Genomic DNA, 20203 nt, shown 5'->3' with positions numbered 1-20203 from the left:
CCGGCGCCCACCGCCGATTGCCCACCGCCGATTGCCCCTGCGCGCGTAGCCGGCGCAAGCGTCACGCGCCGCCGCCCGTTCAGGCCGCAATCGCCGTCTCTCTGTCAGGAACCCCGCTCTCATGGACGCCATCCAGCGATATTTCGGTTTCGAGGAAGCCGGAACGAACCTGCGCACCGAGCTGCTTGCCGGTCTGACGACGTTCCTGACGATGGCCTACATCGTCTTCGTGAACCCGGCCATTCTCGGCGACGCGGGCATGCCGAAGGACGCGGTGTTCGTCGCGACCTGCCTCGTCGCGGCGCTCGCCTCCGGCGTGATGGGCCTCTACGCGAACTATCCGATCGCGCTCGCGCCGGGCATGGGCCTGAACGCCTATTTCGCCTACACGGTCGTCAAGGGCATGGGCTTCACCTGGCAGGCCGCGCTCGGCGCCGTGTTCGTCTCCGGCTGTCTCTTTCTCGCCGTCACGCTGCTGCGCGTGCGCGAAGCGATCGTCGCCGGCATCCCGTCTTCGATCCGCGCGGCCATCACGGCCGGCATCGGGCTCTTTCTCGCGATCATCTCGCTCAGCACCGCCGGCATCATCGCCGGCAGTCCGGCCACGCTCGTCACGCTCGGCAATCTGCACGATCCGCACGCGATCCTCGCGATCGCCGGCTTCTTCGCCATCGTCGCGCTCGATGCGCTGCGCGTGCGCGGCGCGATCCTGATCGGCATCGTCGGCGTCACGGTGCTGAGCTTTTTCTTCGGCGGCAACGCGTTTCACGGCGTCTTCGCCGCGCCGCCCCCGCTCGCGCCGACGTTCCTGAAGCTCGACGTCCGCGCGGCGCTCTCGGGCGGCGTGCTCAACGTGATTCTCGTGTTCTTCCTCGTCGAACTCTTCGACGCGACCGGCACGCTGATGGGCGTCGCCGGCCGCGCCGGGCTGCTCGCGCACGGCCGGATGCACCGGCTGAACCGCGCCCTGCTGGCCGACAGCACGGCCATCGTGGCCGGCGCGCTGCTCGGCACGTCGTCGACCACGGCCTACATCGAAAGCGCGGCGGGCGTGCAGACGGGCGGCCGCACGGGGCTGACCGCGCTCACCGTGGCGGCGCTCTTTCTCGCCTGCCTCTTCATCGCGCCGCTCGCCGGCGTCGTGCCGGGCTACGCCACGGCGCCCGCGCTGCTCTACGTGTCGTGCCTGATGCTGCGCGACCTCGTCGAGCTGCCGTGGGACGACGCGACCGAAACCGTGCCGGCCGTCCTCACGGCGCTCGCGATGCCGTTCACCTATTCGATCGCCAACGGCGTCGCGTTCGGCTTCATTTCCTATGCCGTCCTGAAGCTGCTTACCGGGCGCGGGCGCGAGGTCAAGCCGGTGGTGTGGATCATCGCGGCGGTCTTCCTGTTCCGCTTCTGCTATCTCGGCTCGGGATAGGAATAGGCTACGACCGCGCCGACGGCCCGGTTCAGGTCGGGAAAATGCCTGGGAGGCCTTGCGGCCGCGGGTTCCCTTCGGCGGGCACATCCTTTATGCTGCGCGGCAGGAATCTCCCTCATCCGCTTCATCCGCTCATCGCCGGAGTCCGCCGCCGTGCCTTCCCCTACCGGGCAATACTCGAAACCTGCCGTTTTCTTTCACTGGGCGATGTTCCTGCTGGTCGCGCTGGCCTGGCTTGCCATCGAAGTCCGCGGCCCCGCCGGCGCGCCCGGCCGCCTGTTCTGGACCAACGTGCATTTCTGGGCAGGCTCGCTCGTGTTCACGCTCGCGGTGCCGAGGCTGCTGTGGCGGCTCTGGCACGGCGCGCCGACGGAAATCGACGCGCCGCGGCTGCTCGCGTTCCTCTCGCGCCTCGTCCACCTCGCGCTCTATCTCTTCATCTTCGTGCAGCCGCTGCTCGGCATCCTGATGGTCAATACGGGCGGCCATCCCGTCGTGCTGGCCGGGCTCGGCCTGCATATCCAGCTCATCGCCCCCGACCCGATCGCGCGGCGCGTACTGAAAAGCGCGCACGTCCTGATCGGCAACGCCTTCTACTGGATAGTCGGTCTGCACGCGCTGGCCGCCATCGGGCATCACCTCGTGCTGCGCGACAATACGCTGCGCCGCATGAGCTGGGCGGCGCGAGGGGGCCGCCATTCGTCCCGCGGCTGACGCGCCGGGCGGGTCGGTCCGTCAGAACGCCGGTGCGCCGCGCTCGCGTGGAACCCGGAGCGCGGCAATCGGGCGGAACCAGGCAGAAATCAGGCGGAACCGGAGACGAAACCCGACACGGTCCCGGTAGCGTGCAGGTGAACGAACCGCACGTAGCCGCTGCGCAGCACGAGGCACTGCGCCCGCGTTTCCGACAGCAGCCGGCGCGCGACGGCCTCGATCCGGTCGCGATGCGCGTCGAACGCGCCGAGCATGTCTTCGGCCCGCGGCGAGGCCGCGCCGAAGTGGTCTTCCAGCGCTGCGGCGGTAATCGTGCACTCCACCCGTTCGCCGTCGATCATGACCGGAAATGCCAGCGTCAACTCCGGCCCCGAATAGGCGGGGGCTTCTTTCGGAAAAATGATCTGCATGGGCATCGCCTTCGGTTGACGAATGAAACGACCCGCGCCGGTCGCCGCGGACCGGACACGGACTGTGTCGTGCAGGGGAAGAATCGGCCGGCGCCTGACGATACGTTTGCGACGGCTGATGGGATTCACTTTAGACGACTGGCGGCGCACCGCAAGGTCGACATGAGCGCAAACCGAAAAGGACAGGCGTCCTCTTCCGGCGGCGGTCGCGAAACGCGCCGCGCGAGCAGCGCCTACGCCGCGCGTTGTCAGGGACCGTGGCGCCGCGTCTCGTCCGGGAACCGATTCAGCATGACGACGAACAGGGCGATGCCGAGCCCCGTCGACGCCGCCCCGGTCAGCGCGACCCGATGGTCGTCGTACACCATCCCGTGGATCGAAACCGCCATGCCCATGAGCGCGGCGAATATCGCCAGCGCCGCCAGCACGACCTGCCATTCGCTTCGCACCATGACGACCTCCCGACGAGACGGAGCCGGCGGCGGCATGCCGCCGCCGGCCGGACGCGGCACGAAGAGCGCGTCCCTCTCTTTTCATCCTGGCACTTGCGCGCGCGAACGCAAGCCAGGGAGAGCACCGGTTAAGCTTGACGCAGATACGCTGTCGTAGATAAGGCTGCGGCGCGCGCCACGGCGCGTTCCCGGCTCGCCATTCGCCATTCACCTCCGCCCATTCATTCCGTCATCACGTCCGCCGCATGAGCCCCGAAGATCGTTCCGCCCCGACCGCCCCTCTGGTACGCGTCGAACCGCTCGGCCAGACGTTCGAGGCGCCCGCCGGACTCACGCTGCTCGAAGCCGCCGGACTCGCGAGAATCCGCCTGCCGCGCTCGTGCCGCAACGGAACCTGCCGGACCTGCCTCGCCCGCCTCGTCAGCGGCACGATCCGCTATACGGTCGAATGGCCGGGGCTCATGCCGGAGGAAAAAGCGGAAGGGCTGATCCTGCCGTGCGTGGCGGTCGCCGAAACCGATCTCGTGATAGAAGCGCCCGGCGCCGTCTCGACGTGACGCCGGGTTCCGTGCCGGCGGCGGCTCGCACGGCTCGCACTATTGCCGTCCGGCAAATAATGAATTCGCCGGACCGGGCGTTCACCCCGGGTCTCCGACCGCCTACAGTGGAGCCATCGGCCGGCCTGCCGCCCGGCAGTGCCGCGCCGTGTCGGAGAAATCAATCATGAAGTCGCTTCTCAAGGCCCTGACGCTGACCGCCGCGGCCGCCGTAGTCGCCGCCGGACCCGCCGTTTCGTTCGCCCAGTCCCAGCCGCCGCTCACGCGCGCCGAGGTCGAAGCGGATCTCGCTCAACTCGAAAAGGCCGGCTACAACCCGCACGACTGGATTCACTACCCAGACAACATTCAGGCCGCCGAAGCGCGCGTGGCCGCCGAAAAAGCCGCGGCCAGCGCCGCGGCAGGCCCGGGCGGTTCGGCGCAATCGGGCCAGTAAACACACGGCTTCGGACCGGGACGGACAGCCTTGCCGGCAGCCGCTCCGAACCCCCTCTTCTCTTTGTCTGGCCGGGCGTTTTTTGTCGTGCGATAAAAGACGCTTCGCCTTGTCGGAGCAACTCGATGGCCACGCTAGAAGCACTCCGTGCCGTCCTCGACGACCAGCGTACGCCGGAAATCATCCGCAACTACGTCGTCGATTCCCTGCAATACGCGCTGCGCAATCACGGCCAGATATTCGCGTCGAAAGAAGTGGAATGGCTGGCGACCTGGGACGACGCGCGCATCCCGATCGCCGCGACCCAGGAACTCCGCAAGCGCAACGCGCCGCGCTGATTCCGATCGACGTCCGCCCGCCGCCCACGCCCACGCGGCCCGCCATGCTGTTCTCCTTTTCCGGCAGCAATCCCTCCGCTCTCACCGCATACGGCCGATCCCGTCAAACACGCATGGCGCGCCCTTCCGGCCGGCATGGTGGAATCCCGGCGCCCGGACAGCCGCGTCCGGCGTTTGCACGATGAGCTGTATGAATGTACAGTGTGCGAAGACCGGACACGCGGCAAACGACATTCGATGACGCTGCGCGTTGGAACGACTTCGCCGCGACAGCGAACGCCGCAGCGCGAACGCGAAAGCGGGCGTATATTTCCGACACTTCCGGCCGGCCGGTTCATCAATACGGAGAATTGACGTGCGATTCATCATGGCGGGGGCCTTGCTGTGCGCCCTCGCATCCACCGCGTTTGCCGAGGAACACTACGCCGAAGTCTGGAATCCGCCCGAGGTACGCCAACCGGTCCATCGGGCCCACGTCGGCAGCCGGAGAAGCCTTGCCCGGCACGCAAGGCGCAAGCTGGCCCCGAATGCTGGCGGACATTCCGCGCCGCATCGGGTAACCGGGTCCGCCATGCAGGCGTCGGCGCCCTGGCGTCACGCCGCGGCCCCGCGCCGCCATCCCGGCCTCACGCCGCAAATCGGTCCGAACGGTCATCCGCTGCAAGTCGGCTACCACGTGGCCGCCGGCGGCCGGCCGGTCCGCACGCCCCTGGCCCTGTAGGGCGAACGGGCGGAGTCGCCCGGCATGCATCGCCCCATGCGGGAACCCGTCGACGATAAAAAAAAGACCCCGCTACCGGTGACGGTACGGGGCCCAATCCCATGTCAAGGAGATGTCATGGAGGAGACGGGTCCATCATAAGCAGCCCCGCCGCCGCGACCAACCAATGCTTTCGCATATGGATATGGCCGCCGACCGGCGATCAAACCGCGAAGGAACGACGGTGCCGGCCCAGCCGTCGCGCGATACGCAGCAGTAACCCGACCCGCTCATATCGTTAGAACGAAAAGTCGCTTCGTCCGGCGCGAACCGCTCACTAAGATGGCGGTTCGGGCTTCGTTCGTCAGGTGACAAGCGTTCGATCGCAGCGTCCATCCCCTGCCGCCCGTCACCGGAGGAGCATTCGTTGAGTACATCCCATTCCCCCCGCCTGCCGCTCGTCGTCGGCATCGGCGGGACGACGCGCGCTGCATCGTCGACCGAGCGCGCGCTCGGCTTCGCGCTGCGCGGCGCCGAACACGCGGGCGCACGCACGCAACTGTTCGGCGGCACCTTTCTGCACAGCCTCCCGCACTACGCGCCCGAAAGCGCGCAGCGCACCGACGCCCAGCTCGAACTGATCGAGGCGGTCCGCGCGGCCGATGCCGTCATCATCGCGACGCCCGGGTATCACGGCGGCGTATCGGGCCTCGTAAAGAACGCGCTCGACACGCTCGAGGAACTGCGCAACGACAGCCGCCCCTATCTGGACGGACGCGCGGTCGGCTGCATCGTCACGGCCTACGGCTGGCAGGCCGCCGGCTCGGTGCTCACTTCGCTGCGCTCGATCGTCCATGCGCTGCGCGGCTGGCCGACGCCGTTCGGCGCCGGCATCAACACGCTCGAAACGCGCTTCGAGAGCGCCCATCAGTGCTCGGACCCGAAGGTCGTGGACCAGCTCTCGACCGTCGGCACCCAGGCCGCGCAGTTCGCGCTGGCATTCAATACGCATCGCGCCGCGTCACAAACGGGTGCAGCGTCCGAAGAAACGTCCCCGGCAAGTCTGCTGAGCCTCGCCGTCTGAAGCATCCGGTTCGCCGCCGATACGAACGGCGGGACGGTGCGGAGCGCCCGGCACGCATCGCCGCGCGGGGGCGGTTCCGCATCGTCCGCCATGCCGCCCCGGTCGCCGTGGCGCACCGTTATTCCCGCCGCGCGAGCGCTTCCCGTCGTCACGGCGAAAACCGTTGCAGGCCGCCCGTCATTTGCTTGCGAATAAAGATTGGTTTCCGTCGCGCGCCGCGTGCCCTATCGTGTGTCCTACTCGCAACGCAACGTCACTCAAGCGGATAGCCACGCCATGAATCAATCCATTCGCTACAAAGGCTACGAAGTCGCCCTGACGGCACAGCCGCTGCCCAACGGCCTGTTCGCCGCCGGCCTCACCATCGAAACGTCGTCGGTCCACATGGGCAGGGCCTGGTCGTTCGACGCGCTCGACTATTTCTTCGACGAAGAGCATGCGCTTGCCTATGCCTCGCGCTGGGCCCGCATGTGGATCGACGATCACCGCGGCGTGCGCGCCTGCGCGTAACGCCGCCCTACCGCGGCAAGGCCCCCCGCCTGCCGCCGAAAACCCTCCATTTCGATCTCGCCGGCGGCTCGCACCCAACCGCGCCCCGCCGTGACGGCCCGACCGGCCGCCGCTCCTCCTTTTCCATCGTCCGGCCCGCGCCGGCCGCGCATCATCCTGGTCGTCGTCATCTTCCTGTGCCCCGTCCCGTGGCAACATGCGGGCTGCTGCATCGCTCCGCGCGCGAGCCGCCCCATCCGCAGAAGTCCCGCCGGCCAGCCCGGCAAACGGCGCCAGGCCGGCCGCGCGTTTTTCCATCCCGTTGCCTACGCCGAGCCTCGCCGACATGACCAAGCGTATCGTCCACCTCCTCCAGACCGTCCGTTTCGCCGCCCTCGCAACCGGACTCGCCGCCCTGCTCGCCGCCACCGGCGGCTGCACCCATCTCGCCTCGGCCGATTCGGACGCCCTATGGAAGATCGTGGGCGGCCAGTGCGTGCCCGAGGCGAGCAACGGCGAGCATCCCGGCCCCTGCACCGAGGTCGATCTGCAACACCGCTATGCAGTCCTCAAGGACATCAACGGCCATACGCAATATCTGCTGATCCCGACCGATCGCGTGCCGGGTATCGAGAGCCCCGAGATCCTCTACGCCGGCTCGCCGGAATACTGGGCCGCTGCCTGGAAGGCCGGCCACTACGTTCAGGAGCGGGCCGGCGTGCCGCTCGCGGCCGACCAGCTCGGCCTCGAAATCAACGCATCGACGCGCCGCTCGCAGAACCAGTTGCACATCCACGTCGATTGCATGCGCACCGACATCACCGCCGCGCTCGCCGCCCATCGCAACGACCCGCCCGACGCCTGGCAGTGGGATACGCTCGACGGCAAGCGCTATCGCATCATGCGCGTCGCGAGCCTCGTCGATCGCGACAACCCGTTCCGCGTGGTCAACCGCGACCTCGACGCGCAACAGGGCATGGCCTCGCAGACGATACTCGTCACCGGCGCAGGACAGGACGCGAGCCACGACGGCTGGCTGATCGTGAACAGCAGTTCCCGACTGAAGGGCGGCACGGGCACGGCCGAAGGCCTGCTCGATCACACCTGCCGCCTGGCCCACGGTTCGTGAGCCGATAGCGGACGAATCGCGCGCGCCGGGCCCTAGTCTCCCGGCGCAGCCATCCCGCTCAATCCCGCCGATCCGCCGAATCCGGCCGCGCACGAGGAGGTGCCGGCCGGCCTTTCCGGCCATCTCCGTTACGGCGCTTCGAGAATCAGCAACTGCGCACCGTCGGCCACCTGGTCGCCAACCGCATAGAGCACGTCCTTTACCCTGCCCGCCGTCGGCGCGCCAATGGTGTGCTCCATTTTCATCGCCTCCATCACGAGCAGCGGCGCGCCTTTCTCGACCACCGCGCCCGCCTCGACCAGGACGGCGATCACCTTGCCCGGCATCGGCGCGGTCAGACGCCCCTCGTCCTCCCCAGCATCGGTCGAATGAGCCAGCGGATTCCGCCACCCGAACGCCATCGACGTACCGCGGCAAAACACGTGAAAAACCTCGCCGTCGACGAATACGCGGCCGCTCGCGCGCGCATCGCCGAGCGACACCTCGTACTCGTGCTGCCGCTCGCCCTGCCGCCATGCCCAGGCATCGGACCGGCCCTCGAAGCCGAGTGTCCGCGTTCGGCCGTCGTCGGCAAGGACAACTTCCCGCGTCGTCTGCGAACCGGTATCGGTGTCGAGTTCGCGCCATACGAGCGAACGCATGTAGCCGCCGTTCAACCGCCAGCACGAAAGGCGTGCCCACGGCGAGACATCGCCGGCCGGCCCGCGCTCGCGGGCGAGCAGTGCGGCACAGGCCAGCGCCAATGCTTCGCGTCGTGGCCCCGATCGCGCTGCGAACAGCGTGTCGCGATGACGCTCGATCAGCCCCGTATCGAGATCGGCGGTCGCAAACGGCTCGCTCGCCACGAGGCGCCGCAAAAACTCGACGTTCGTGTGCGGGCCGACCACCTCGCATCGTTCGAGCGCGCGCCGCATGCGGGCGAGCGCCTCGTCGCGCGTGGCGCCGTGCACGATGAGCTTGGCGATCATCGGATCGTAGAACGGCGTGATCTCGTCGCCTTCGCGCACGCCGCTGTCGATGCGCACGCTGTTGTCACGCACCTCGAACTCGACGGCCTCCGGCATCCGCAGATACCTGAGCGTCCCCGTGGACGGCAGGAAACCGCGCGCCGGATGCTCCGCGTAGAGTCTCGCCTCCAGCGCGTGCCCGCGGCACGCGAGCTGCGATTGCGCGAGCGGCAGCGGCTCGCCGGCCGCCACGCGCAGTTGCCATTCCACAAGGTCGAGTCCCGTCACCATCTCGGTCACGGGATGCTCGACCTGCAACCGCGTGTTCATCTCCATGAAGTAGAAGTCGGCGCCCGTCATGATGAACTCGACGGTGCCAGCGCCGACGTAACCGACCGCGCGCGCGGCGGCAACGGCCGCTTCGCCCATCGCGCGCCGCACATGTGCGTCGAGCCCCGGCGCGGGCGCCTCCTCCAGCACCTTCTGGTGACGGCGCTGCACCGAGCAGTCCCGGTCGAACAGATACACCGCGCCGCCGTGGCGGTCGGCAAACACCTGCACCTCGACATGCCGGGGTCGCGTCAGGTACTTCTCGATCAGCACGCGGTCGTCGCCGAAACTGCTCGCGGCCTCGCGGCGGCACGACGCGAGCGCCGCCGCGAAATCCGCGCCGCGCTCTACCACGCGCATGCCCTTGCCGCCGCCGCCCGCGCTGGCCTTGAGCAGCACCGGGTAGCCGATCCGGTCCGCCTCGCGCCGCAACCGTTCCGGGTTCCGATCCTCGCCGTGATAGCCGGGCACGAGCGGCACCGGGGCCATCTCCATCAGCGCCTTGGCCGCCGCCTTCGAACCCATCGCGGCAATCGCGCCGACGGGCGGCCCGACGAACACGAGGCCGGCGGCCTCGCAGGCGCGCGCGAACGCTTCGTTCTCGGAAAGAAAGCCGTAGCCGGGATGAACGGCCTGCGCGCCGCTCGCGCGCGCGGCCTCGATCAGCCGCTCGATGCGCAGATAGCTCTGCGGCGCGCTCGCCTCGCCGATGCGCACGGCTTCGTCGCAGACGGCGACGTGTCTTGCCCGCGCATCGGCATCCGAATAGACGGCCACGCTCGCGATGCCGAGCCGGCGACACGTGGCCGCGACGCGGCAGGCGATTTCGCCGCGGTTGGCGATCAGGATCCTGTCGAACATGAGTGGTCTCGCAATACGCCGGCGGCTTTCGCCGCGACGCGTTTTCGCCAATCGGCGGCAAAGGCCCGCGTTAGCGTGAGTTCGCCTCTTCGCCACGCCAGCGCGGCGCGCGCTTTTCGAGGAACGCGGCGATGCCCTCGCGCCCTTCGTCGCTCGCGCGGATGCGGGCGATGCGCAGCGCCGTGTCCTCGATCAGCGCCTCGTCGATGGTCCGGCCCGCCACGTCCCGCACGAGCGCCCGGCATTCGCGCACCGCGTCCGGACCGTTGGCGCGCAACGCGCCGACGATCCGCGCCACGGCCGCGTCTAGCCGGTCCGCCGCGACCGCCTCGCCGACGAGACCCAGCCGCAGCGCCGTCGCGCAGTCGAACGTCTCGGCGGTCGCGAAGTAGCGGCGCGACGCCTGCTCGCCGAGCGCGCGGATCACGTACGGCGCGATGGTAGCCGGCATCAGGCCGAGCCGCGCTTCGGACAGGCAAAAGCGCGCCGTGTCCACCGCCACGACGACGTCGGCCGCGCAGACGAGCCCGAGCCCGCCCGCGTAGGCGTCGCCGTTGACGCGCGCCACGACCGGCTTCGCGCAGCGATAGACGGCGTCGAGCATCCGCGCGAGCCGCCGCGCGTCGGCGCGGTTTTCCGCGTCGGAATAGCCCGCCATCCTCTTCATCCAGTTCAGGTCGGCCCCGGCGCAGAACGCCTTGCCGTTCGCCGCAAGCACAATCGCGCGCACGTCGTCGCGCGCGCCGAGCGCCTCGAACGCGCGCGTCAGCTCGGCGATCATCGTTTCGTCGAACGCGTTGCGCACCTCGGGCCGATTCAGCACGACCGTCCCGACCTCGTTCGCTACCCCGACCGTCAGCGTTCCGTATTGCATCGTTGCGTCTCCTTTCGCCGCGCCGGGCATCCGGTGCCCTGGGGCCGTTGCGTCACATCCGGAACACGCCGAAGCGCGTCGGCTCGATGGGCGCGTTCATCGCCGCGGCCAGCCCAAGGCCCAGCACGTCGCGCGTCCGGGCCGGGTCGATCACGCCGTCGTCCCAGAGCCGCGCGCTCGCGTAGTACGGGTGCCCCTCGCGCTCGTACTGGTCGAGAACCGGCTGTTTGAACGCGGCTTCCTCGTCGGCGGACCATGTGCCGCCCTTCGCCTCGATGCCGTCGCGGCGCACCGTCGCGAGCACCGAGGCGGCCTGCTCGCCGCCCATCACGGAGATGCGCGCGTTCGGCCACATCCAGAGGAAGCGCGGCGAGTACGCGCGTCCGCCCATGCCGTAGTTGCCGGCGCCGAACGAGCCGCCGATGATGACCGTGAACTTCGGCACCTTCGCGGTGGCGACGGCCATCACCATCTTCGCGCCGTGGCGCGCGATGCCCTCGTTCTCGTATTTTCGGCCGACCATGAACCCGGTGATGTTCTGCAGGAACACGAGCGGAATGCCGCGCTGGCAGCACAGCTCGATGAAGTGGGCACCCTTCACCGCCGACTCGGAGAACAGGATGCCATTGTTCGCGACGATGCCGACCGGATATCCCCAGAGATGGGCGAAGCCCGTGACGAGCGTGGCGCCGTAGCGCGCCTTGAATTCGTCGAATGCCGAATCGTCGACGAGGCGCGCGATCACCTCGCGCACGTCGAAGGGCTTTTTCGTATCGACGGGAATCACGCCGTAGAGGCTCTTCGCGTCGTAGCGCGGCGGCAGCGGCTCGCGCAGCGCGACGCGCGCCTCGCGCGTGCGGTTCAGCCGGCCGACGATGCCGCGCGCGATCGCGAGCGCATGCGCATCGTCGTGCGCGAGATGATCGGCCACGCCCGAAAGCCGCGTGTGCACGTCGCCGCCGCCGAGGTCCTCGGCACTCACCTCTTCGCCGGTCGCCGCCTTCACGAGCGGCGGCCCGCCGAGAAAAATCGTCCCCTGGTTTCCGACGATGACCGACTCGTCGCTCATCGCCGGCACGTAGGCTCCGCCCGCCGTGCACGAGCCCATCACGACCGCGATCTGCGCGATGCCGTCGGCCGACAGATTCGCCTGGTTGTAGAAGATTCGGCCGAAGTGGTCGCGATCCGGAAACACCTCGTCCTGGTTCGGCAGGTTCGCGCCGCCCGAATCGACGAGATACACGCAGGGCAGGCGGTTCTGCGCGGCGATCTCCTGCGCGCGCAGGTGCTTCTTCACCGTCATCGGGTAATAGGTGCCACCCTTCACGGTCGCGTCGTTGCAGACGATCACGCATTCCTGTCCGGCGATGCGGCCGATGCCGGTGATGAGCCCCGCGCCCGGCGCGGCGCCGTCGTACATGCCGTAGGCGGCGAACTGGGACAGTTCGAGAAACGGTGTGCCTGGGTCGAGCAGTTGCTCGACCCGCTCGCGGGGCAGCAGCTTGCCGCGCGCGACGTGCTTCGCACGCGCGGCCTCGCCGCCGCCCCGCGCGATCTGCGCGACCTTCTCGCGCAAATCTGCGACCAGCGCCTCGAGCGCGGCGGCATTGGCCCGGAACGCGTCCGAACGCGGGTCGAGCTTCGTTTCGATGATCGGCATGGCGCGCTTCCCTGCGTAGCGAAACCGGACGGGCGCGGCCGTCAGGCCGTCTCGGCGAAAAGCTCGCGGCCGATCAGCATGCGGCGAATCTCGCTCGTGCCCGCGCCGATCTCGTAGAGCTTCGCGTCGCGCCACAGGCGACCGACCGGATAGTCGTTGACGTAGCCGTTGCCGCCCAGAATCTGGATCGCCTCACCGGCCATCCAGGTCGCCTTCTCGGCCGTGTAGAGAATCACGCCGGCGCAGTCCTTGCGAAGCGGGCGCACGTGCTCGCTGCCGGGCGTGTCGAGGGCATCGAGTTGCTGGCCGACGGCGTACAGATACGCGCGGCACGCCTGGAACGTCGTGTAGAGGTCGGCCACCTTGCCCTGGATGAGCTGGAATTCGCCGATCGCCTGACCGAACTGCTTGCGCTCGTGAATGTACGGCACGACCGCGTCCATCACGGCGGCCATGATGCCGGCCGGACCGCCCGCGAGCACGGCGCGTTCGTAGTCGAGGCCGCTCATCAACACCTTCACGCCGCCGTTCAACTGGCCGAGGACGTTCTCCTCCGGCACCTCGACGTCCCGAAACACGAGCTCGCCCGTGTGCGAGCCGCGCATGCCGAGCTTGTCGAGCTTCTGCGCCACCGAGAAGCCCTTCATCCCCTTCTCGACGATGAACGCCGTGATGCCGCGCGGCCCGGCCGCGAGATCGGTTTTCGCGTAGACGACCAGCGTGTCGCAATCGGGGCCGTTGGTGATCCACATCTTCGTGCCGTTCAGCACGTAGCGGCTGCCTTTCCGGTCCGCGCGCAGCTTCATGCCGACGACGTCCGAGCCGGCGTCGGGCTCGCTCATCGCCAGCGCGCCCACGTGCTCGCCGGAGACGAGCTTCGGCAGATAGCGGCGCTTCTGCGCCTCGGTGCCGTTGCGATGGATCTGGTTCACGCAGAGGTTCGAATGCGCGCCGTAGGAAAGCCCGACCGAGGCCGACGCGCGCGAAATCTCCTCCATCGCGACCATGTGCGCGGTGTAGCCCATGTTCGCGCCGCCGTACTCCCCGGCCACGGTCATGCCGAGCACGCCCAGCTCGCCGAACTTGCGCCAAAGGTCCATCGGGAACTGGTCGGTGCGGTCGATCGCGCCGGCGCGCGGCGCGATCTCCCTCGCGGCAAAACCCGCCACGCTGTCGCGCAGCATCGCGATTTCCTCGCCGAGCGGGAACGCCAATCCGGGCACGGTGCTCATCGTCGTCTCCTCCATACCGGCGCGGACATTCGATGGATGCCCGCATGCCGGTGCCCATTTCACTCCGCGTCGGTGCGGGCGTCAATAGGTATTTTGAGCAACACTCACAATTTATATGCGAACCTTTCTCTTGTTTATCCGGATTTTAAATCCGATAATCCGCGACATCCGCCATTAATTGACTTCCACTCAAATGTCTGTCGCGTCGAAAACCCCGGAATCCGCGTCGCGCCGCCAGCCGGCGGGCCGCAAGTCGCAGCAACGCGTGCAGGACATCCTCCGGGCCGGACGCGAGGTGTTCTCGGAGAAGGGGTACGAGCGCGCGACGACGGCCGGGATCGCGCAGCGCCTCGGCGTCTCGGAAGCCACGGTGTTCAGCTACTTTCGCGGCAAGCGCGAGCTCTGCGTGCGGGTCATCGGCGACTGGTACGACGAAATCATCGGCGCCATCGAGGCGGGCCTGCCCGTCGACGGCACCGTGCGCCAGCAGTTCGCGTTCATCGTCCGCGCGCATCTGCGGCTGATGCTCGAGAACGGCTCGGGCCTGTGCGCCCTCGTCCTCTCGGAAGGGCGCACGCGCCACCACGACCTCGGCGAAGCGCTGACCGAAATGCAGCGCCGCTACACGGCGCCGCTCATGCGCGTGCTCGCGCGCGGCCAGGAAGACGGGCAGATTCGCCGCGACATGCCGCTGCGGCTGCTGCGTTCGCTGGTGTTCGGTCCGATGGAACACGTGCTCTGGGACGCGACGCTCGCGAACCGCCGCGTCGACATCGAGGCGACCGCCCAGCGGCTCGTCGACGTGCTCTGGTCCGCGCTCCAGCCGCCGGACCTCGACGCGGCCGCGCTCGCGCGATTCGGCGAGGAAGTCGGCGAGGCGATGCGGCGGCTCGAGAAGCACCGCGGCCGCACGCGCTCACGGAACCCGGCGAGCTGATTCTGCGGTACGCTGGCGAGCCCGCTCCGCGCTTCCCTGACCACCATGACGACGACCGGGCTCACCGCCTCGACCGCCTCCCGTTTCGCGGCGATAGCCCTTGCCCATCTGACGCGCGAATATCCGAACAAGCTCACGCATTCGCTCGCCGGCCCGCAGGACGTGCTCGGGCCGCGCGCGCTGCATCCGGTGTTCTACGGCAGCTACGACTGGCACTCGTGCGTGCACGGCTACTGGCTGGTCGCGCATCTGCTGCAACGCTATCCGGACCTGCCCGAGGCCGGCGCGATCGTCGCGACGATCGACGCGCATTTCACCGCCGCGAAGATGGCCGGCGAGCGCGCCTATCTCGACCTGCCGCACAACCGCGGGTTCGAGCGGCCCTACGGCTGGGCGTGGCTGCTCGCGCTCGCCGCGCAGTTGCACGGCATGGCGGGCGCCGCAGCGGGCGATGCGGCGGACAACCCGGCGGCGCGCTGGTCGCATGCGCTCGAACCGCTGACCGACGCCTTCGTCGAGCGCTTCGAGTCGTTCCTGCCGAAGGCGACCTATCCGCTGCGCGTCGGCACGCACTTCAACACCGCGTTCGCGCTGACGCTCGCGCTCGACTTCGCGCGGCAAACCGGGCGCGAGGCGCTCGCGGCCCTGATCGACGAGACGGCGCGGCGCTGGTATCTGCGCGATGCGGGCTGTCAGGCGTGGGAGCCTTCGGGCGACGAATTCCTCTCGCCCGCGCTGATGGAAGCCGTGCTGATGAGCCGCGTATTGCCGGGTCCGGAATTCGACGCATGGTTCACGGCCTTTCTGCCCGGGCTCGCCGCGCGCGAACCCGCCACGCTGTTCGTCCCCGCCGCCGTAACGGACCGCAGCGACGGCAAGATCGCCCATCTCGACGGGCTCAACCTGAGCCGCGCATGGTGTCAGCGCACGCTCGCCCGGGCGCTGCCGGCCGGCGATGCGCGGGCCGCCCTGCTGCGCGCGGCGGCCGGGACGCACCTCGAAAACGCGCTGCCCCACGTGGCCGGCGACTACATGGGCGAGCACTGGCTCGCCACGTTCGCGACGCTGGCGCTCGAGGCATGAGGCGAGGCCGTCTGGCACCCCGCATCGATGGATTTGCGCCTTTCCAGTGTCCCGAATATTACTTACAGGTACATTTCGTCGTCGTCGCCGCCCCGGGTACGAATCGATTCCGGACTGCCCGGCCCCATATTCCGGGCAGTCCGGGCCAATCTGCCCGAATGCGGCGTCGCACAGCGGGTCGAACCGACATCCTGCTGTAACAACTGGAAAAAACGCTGCCAGAATGCGTAATTGCAATGCTTTATGCAATGCCGTAGCTTTCAGGAAGTCACTCGCGGGTCAAGTGAGTCCGGTAATCCCAATCTGGAGATCGTTGTGAGAAGGTCAACTCTATTCGTGTGCGCCGCGGCCGTCGCCGTCGTGTGTGCGAGCGGCGCGGCCGAGGCGGCGCGGGTCGGCGTGTTCATCGGCGGGCCCTACTACCCCGTCGCGCCGGTGCCGTATTATTACGGGCCTCCGCCCGTCGTGGCCGTCCCGGTTCCGGTCCCGACGCAGCCGCCGACCTACGTCGAGCAGGGCCAGGTTGACGGCCAGCAGGCCGACCCCGACCAGGGCGACGACTCGTCGAGCTGGTACTACTGCGACGCGTCGAAGACCTACTACCCGTACGTGAAGCAATGCGCGTCGGGCTGGCGTCCCGTTCCGGCGCAGCCCGCCCCGGCCAACTAAATTTTTTGATGGAATCGATGCACATGAAATATACGCATCTCGCACTGCTCGCCTCTCTCGGCGTTCTGGGCGCCTGCGCGGTCGTTCCCACCGGACCGAGCGTGATGGCCCTGCCGGGCTCCGGCAAAACCTTCGACCAGTTCCGGGTCGACGACGCCACGTGCCGCCAGTTCGCATTCCAGCAGGTAGGCGGCGTGTCGACGAACCAGGCCGCCACCAACAGCGCGGTGGGCAGCGCCGTGGTCGGCACGGCGCTCGGCGCCGCGGCCGGTGCGGCGTTCGGCGGCGGCAACGGTGCGGCGGTCGGCGCCGGCGCCGGCCTGCTCGCCGGCAGCCTGTTCGGCGCCAACTCGGCGCAGGGTTCCGCCTACGACGTGCAACGTCGCTACGACTATGCCTACATGCAGTGTATGTATGCGAAGGGCAACCGCATCCCGGTCGCCGGCGGCATGAGTTCCGCGCCGCCGCCGCAACAGCGCTACATGCCGCCTCCGCCCCCGGGCTCGATGCCGCCGCCCCCGCCGCCGGGCGCTTATTGAACCGCGTTCCCGTACCCGGCCCGCGCGCGCAGAACGCGTAGCCTGTGCGCGCATTGCTCCGCGGTTCCGGTCTCGATGCCTGGCTGGGGCGCCCTGCGCCCCAGCCAGGCATTCGTCATTTCAGCGCGCCGTAGTCCGGAACCGCTCCGCCGCCGGAGCCGGGTTGCCAGCCCGTCCGCCGCAGGCTGCCGACAACCGCACCATCGTCCCCCGCGCGCCGGCCGTCCGCCCGAACGCCCGCCTCATTGCCCGCCGCCGGCCCCGCATCGTCCGAAGGACGCTCGTCCAGCAGCGGCTGCAACTCGGGCGCAAGCGACTTGAGCAACTGCACCGTCATCGCGCTCGTGAACACGTAGCGCGCCGCATACGGCTCGTGCGCCCAGGCGGTCAGCGTCCCGTAGAAGCGATTGCCGATCACGAAGACGAACGTCGCGCTGCGATTCACCTTGCGCGACTCGATCAGACGCGCGCCGGGCGCATAGACGTTGAAGCGCTGGTCGCCGGTGCCGGTCTTGCCGTAGACCTGCAACGTGCGGCCATCGGGGAACGTCATGCCGCCGGCGAGACGGCCCGCGGTCCCGCCCTGCACGACGTCGGTCATCAATTCGCGCGCCACGGCCGCGATGTCGGGCGACACCAACTGCCGCGGCACCACGTCGCCGTGGACGAAACACGTCTCGTAAGGCGTGCCGCGCGCGAATTCGAGCGACTCGATGCTGTGGGTCGGCACTTGCTCGCCGTCGTTCGCCACGAGGCCGATCAGTTGCGCGAGCGCGGCAGGCCGATCGCCCGAGGCGCCGATCGCCGCGCCGTACGACGGCGTGAGCGACGCGAACGGATAGCCGAGAGCGCGCCACGACTTGCCGATCGCCGCGTAGGCGCGCAACTCGATCATGTGACGGATACGCCGGTTCTGCGTGACGCGATAGCGCGTCTTGAAGAGCCACGAGTACGTGTAGAGCCGCACGTCGCGGCTCGCCTGCTGCACCTCGTCGAGCGTCGCGGTGGGATGCGCGCGCAGATAGTTGACGAGCCACAGTTCGAGTGGATGGACGCGCGCGATGTAGCCGCGATCGTTCAGGTTGAAGCGCTCGACGCTGTATTTCGCATAGAGGTCCGCGAGCGTCGCGTCGTCGATCCACTGGAACTGCGTCCCCTTGAGCGCCGCGCGCATCTGCGCGTCAAACCACGCCGGCGAGCCGTCGGGCGCGACGCTGCGCAGCACCGTCGCGATTCTCGGCGGCGTGCGGTACACGTGTTGCAGCAGCAGCGCGAGGGCCTCGTCGGGGCTCCTGCCCCGATAGCGGAGATAGAAGCGCTTCATGTACACGCGGCTTTCGCCGTCGGCGAAGCGCACGAGATAGCGGCGACGCGCGGCCGGGTCGTCGAGCCATTCCGGGGGCGGCCCCGAGGTCTGGATCATCTCGTAGTGGACGATGTCGCGCATCAGCCGCACGAACACGAGATTCACCGAGTGCTGGAACGCCGTGCTCACGGTCATGATCTGCGCGTTGTCGCTCGACTCGAAGTTGGTAAAAGTCTGCGCGCCGCCGCCCGTGTAGAAGACCTCGCCGGGATTGGCCGAATACTTGCGCTCGACCGCGGCTTCGAGCATCGGGCGCAACGAGCGGTCCGGCGCGTGCGCGAGGTAGTCGAGCGCCCAGATCGTCAGCGCGTCGGACGGGTCCGGCTCGACGGCCGCCCGCTGCGCGGCGTCGAGCGGCGCATAGCGGTCGTGCAGGTCGCTCACGATCTGCAGATAGGTGATCAGCGTGCGCAGCTTCGCGGTCGAACCGAGATTGAGGCGCGCGCCCTGATTGATGTCGAACGGCTCGTTCACGCTGTCGGTCTGCACGCGCACGAGGTTTTCGCCGCCGCGCCGCTCGAACAGCGTGAAGCTGTAGGCGATCTTCGACGGATCGTCCTGCGGGCGCAGCATCTCCTGCCCGACGAGCCCCGCCGCGCGCGCGCCGTCCTTCGTCATCGCCTCGGCCAGCCGGTCACTCACGGCCTGCTGCACGCCGTTGTCGAGCGTCGAGCTGGCCGTCAGGTCGAGCCGGTCGAGATCGTAGAGCGTCGGCACGCCGAGCGCGCCCATCAGTTGCGTGCGCACCGAAGTGACGGCCTTGCGGCTGACGTAGGAAGCCGGTTCGTCGGCCGGAGCCGCGGCGACGGGCTGCAAATGCGTGGCCAGCGCGGCGTCGCGCAACTCGGGCGAAATGACGCCGCCGCTCGCGAGCAGACGCAGATAGCTGTCGGTCAGCTTCGCCAGATCGCCCTCGTCGCGCTGAAGGAACCACGACGGCGCGCGCTGCGCGACGAGCAGCGAAAGCACCTGGCGAAACGCGAGCGCCTGCTCGTCGAGCGTCGCGGCCGACACCGGCTCGCGCAGGATGCGGTTCACGTCGTCGAAATCTCGTCCGTACCACGCGGCAAGGCCGTCGCCGATGCCGCTCACCTCGCCGATGCCGGGCCGCGCCGCGAGCGGCACCGAGTTCAGGTAATGCACGAGGATCTGCTGACGCGCGGGCAGCGTCTGCGGGCCGTTCAGGTAGGCGCGCACCGACGCGGACGCGATCTGCCGGAGCTTCTCCGGCGGCGTCGCCGTGCGGCCGCCCGGCGAGTGGCGGAACTTCTCGATCTGCGTCGCGAGCGTGCTGCCGCCCGGCGCGGACTGATGCCGGTCGACGAGCCGCACGCCCTGGTCGGCGAGCGCGCGGCCGAAGCGCCCCCAGTCGATCGCCGGGTTGCGGTCGGGTTGATCGGCATCAAGAAGATAGCGGTCTTCGATGAAGAGCAGCGAATCGCGCACGAGCGGCGGCACGGCGTCGAAGCGCTCGTAGACGCGCCGCGGGTATCGCGCGTCGAACAGTACCGTGCCGCCCGCGTCGCGCAGCATGAGGCCGGCCTGGTCCTTCTCGGCGTAGGGCAAAAAGAGGCCGTCGTCGGCAAGCGCCAGCAGGCGCGCCGAATCGCGCGCCTGGCCGGCGACGACGAAACCGTGCGCGCGCAGCCGCGCCTCGAACGAAGGCAGCCCGGCATAACCGAGGCGAACGTCGTAGGGACCGCGACTGGAAGGAAAACGAATGCGGTCGCTCGGACCCGGCGCGACGGCGAAGCCGACATCGCGCGTCAATGCGGAGAGGTAATGCGCCTGCAGGCGCGACGTTTCGATTTCGACCTGGACGATGCGCGCCGCGAGCACGGCGGCCAGCAAAAAGGCCACGACGAATCCCCACCCGACCCACCGCCAGGGTGAGCTGGGACCGGCGACGCGAAGCGGAAAGCGGACCGACGGGCGATTCATGGGGAATTCTCCCGACCTGCGGCAAATCG

Annotated in this window: 20 protein-coding genes; 13 read left to right on the top strand and 7 right to left on the bottom strand. The window is 68.8% G+C overall.

Features of this window, described 5'->3' with window-relative positions; genetic code table 11:
* Positions 1–121 precede the first annotated feature (121 nt).
* The gene (locus CY652_RS00625; protein ID WP_102128743.1) at positions 122–1423 is read left to right on the top strand and encodes an NCS2 family permease; all 1302 of its coding nucleotides are present in this window, start codon (positions 122–124) and stop codon (positions 1421–1423) included.
* A gap of 156 nt (positions 1424–1579) precedes the next feature.
* Entirely contained in the window at positions 1580–2140 is a 561-nt protein-coding gene (locus CY652_RS00620) for a cytochrome b (protein WP_258002128.1), read from the top strand.
* An 89-nt stretch (positions 2141–2229) separates the two neighbouring features.
* Here CY652_RS00620 and CY652_RS00615 read toward each other — a convergent pair whose 3' ends face one another.
* Complete coding sequence (locus CY652_RS00615; RefSeq protein WP_102128741.1) at positions 2230–2550, bottom strand: DUF1488 domain-containing protein; 321 nt, start codon at positions 2548–2550, stop codon at positions 2230–2232.
* Between the two features lie 248 nt (positions 2551–2798).
* The gene (locus CY652_RS00610) at positions 2799–3002 is read right to left on the bottom strand and encodes a DUF2964 family protein (protein ID WP_180970354.1); all 204 of its coding nucleotides are present in this window, start codon (positions 3000–3002) and stop codon (positions 2799–2801) included.
* Positions 3003–3247: 245 nt separating this feature from the next.
* On the opposite strand from CY652_RS00610, the gene CY652_RS00605 reads away from it, so the two are divergent.
* The 7 genes from CY652_RS00605 to CY652_RS00580 all read left to right on the top strand — a co-directional run bounded on the left by CY652_RS00605 (position 3248) and on the right by CY652_RS00580 (position 7735).
* Positions 3248–3559: a 2Fe-2S iron-sulfur cluster-binding protein gene (locus tag CY652_RS00605; RefSeq protein WP_102128739.1), complete on the top strand. Its 312-nt coding sequence runs from the start codon at positions 3248–3250 to the stop codon at positions 3557–3559.
* Positions 3560–3725: 166 nt separating this feature from the next.
* Complete coding sequence (locus CY652_RS00600) at positions 3726–3995, top strand: DUF4148 domain-containing protein (protein ID WP_102128738.1); 270 nt, start codon at positions 3726–3728, stop codon at positions 3993–3995.
* Between the two features lie 125 nt (positions 3996–4120).
* The gene (locus CY652_RS00595; RefSeq protein ID WP_102128737.1) at positions 4121–4333 is read left to right on the top strand and encodes a hypothetical protein; all 213 of its coding nucleotides are present in this window, start codon (positions 4121–4123) and stop codon (positions 4331–4333) included.
* A 355-nt stretch (positions 4334–4688) separates the two neighbouring features.
* Positions 4689–5054: a hypothetical protein gene (locus CY652_RS23710; RefSeq protein WP_146009992.1), complete on the top strand. Its 366-nt coding sequence runs from the start codon at positions 4689–4691 to the stop codon at positions 5052–5054.
* A gap of 406 nt (positions 5055–5460) precedes the next feature.
* Positions 5461–6117, top strand: coding sequence for an NADPH-dependent FMN reductase (locus CY652_RS00590; RefSeq protein WP_102128736.1), 657 nt, complete (start codon positions 5461–5463; stop codon positions 6115–6117).
* A 276-nt stretch (positions 6118–6393) separates the two neighbouring features.
* Positions 6394–6627 carry a transcriptional regulator gene (locus CY652_RS00585; protein ID WP_102128735.1) on the top strand — a complete coding sequence of 78 codons (234 nt, stop codon included), beginning with the start codon at positions 6394–6396 and terminating at the stop codon, positions 6625–6627.
* Positions 6628–6952: 325 nt separating this feature from the next.
* Positions 6953–7735, top strand: a complete 783-nt coding sequence (locus CY652_RS00580) for a CDP-diacylglycerol diphosphatase (protein WP_102128734.1) — start codon at positions 6953–6955, stop codon at positions 7733–7735.
* A gap of 128 nt (positions 7736–7863) precedes the next feature.
* Here CY652_RS00580 and CY652_RS00575 read toward each other — a convergent pair whose 3' ends face one another.
* From CY652_RS00575 to CY652_RS00560, 4 genes are all read right to left on the bottom strand, one after another.
* Positions 7864–9873 carry an acetyl/propionyl/methylcrotonyl-CoA carboxylase subunit alpha gene (locus tag CY652_RS00575; RefSeq protein WP_102128733.1) on the bottom strand — a complete coding sequence of 670 codons (2010 nt, stop codon included), beginning with the start codon at positions 9871–9873 and terminating at the stop codon, positions 7864–7866.
* Positions 9874–9943: 70 nt separating this feature from the next.
* Complete coding sequence (locus CY652_RS00570; RefSeq protein ID WP_102129000.1) at positions 9944–10747, bottom strand: enoyl-CoA hydratase/isomerase family protein; 804 nt, start codon at positions 10745–10747, stop codon at positions 9944–9946.
* Between the two features lie 52 nt (positions 10748–10799).
* Positions 10800–12407: a carboxyl transferase domain-containing protein gene (locus tag CY652_RS00565; protein WP_102128732.1), complete on the bottom strand. Its 1608-nt coding sequence runs from the start codon at positions 12405–12407 to the stop codon at positions 10800–10802.
* 41 nt (positions 12408–12448) lie between these two features.
* Positions 12449–13639, bottom strand: coding sequence for an isovaleryl-CoA dehydrogenase (locus CY652_RS00560; protein ID WP_102128999.1), 1191 nt, complete (start codon positions 13637–13639; stop codon positions 12449–12451).
* A 193-nt stretch (positions 13640–13832) separates the two neighbouring features.
* Here CY652_RS00560 and CY652_RS00555 point away from each other — a divergent pair, with 193 nt between their 5' ends.
* From CY652_RS00555 to CY652_RS00540, 4 genes are all read left to right on the top strand, one after another.
* Positions 13833–14576 (top strand): TetR/AcrR family transcriptional regulator, encoded by a 744-nt coding sequence (locus CY652_RS00555; RefSeq protein WP_102128731.1) that lies wholly within the window; start codon positions 13833–13835, stop codon positions 14574–14576.
* Between the two features lie 45 nt (positions 14577–14621).
* Positions 14622–15659: a DUF2891 domain-containing protein gene (locus CY652_RS00550; RefSeq protein WP_102128730.1), complete on the top strand. Its 1038-nt coding sequence runs from the start codon at positions 14622–14624 to the stop codon at positions 15657–15659.
* A gap of 315 nt (positions 15660–15974) precedes the next feature.
* Entirely contained in the window at positions 15975–16328 is a 354-nt protein-coding gene (locus CY652_RS00545) for a hypothetical protein (RefSeq protein ID WP_102128729.1), read from the top strand.
* Positions 16329–16351: 23 nt separating this feature from the next.
* A complete protein-coding gene (locus CY652_RS00540; protein WP_102128998.1) occupies positions 16352–16867 on the top strand; it encodes a YMGG-like glycine zipper-containing protein in 516 nt (171 codons plus the stop codon).
* Between the two features lie 115 nt (positions 16868–16982).
* Here the strand turns inward: CY652_RS00540 and CY652_RS00530 are convergent, their stop codons facing one another.
* Positions 16983–20174 (bottom strand): transglycosylase domain-containing protein, encoded by a 3192-nt coding sequence (locus tag CY652_RS00530; protein WP_146009991.1) that lies wholly within the window; start codon positions 20172–20174, stop codon positions 16983–16985.
* Positions 20175–20203 lie beyond the last annotated feature (29 nt).

Source organism: Burkholderia sp. WAC0059 (genome assembly GCF_002870125.1).
In the GTDB taxonomy this organism is placed as follows: Bacteria; Pseudomonadota; Gammaproteobacteria; order Burkholderiales; family Burkholderiaceae; genus Paraburkholderia.
The sequence above is the reverse complement of the archived record's forward strand: the minus strand, read 5'-3'. Positions and strand labels throughout refer to the sequence as shown.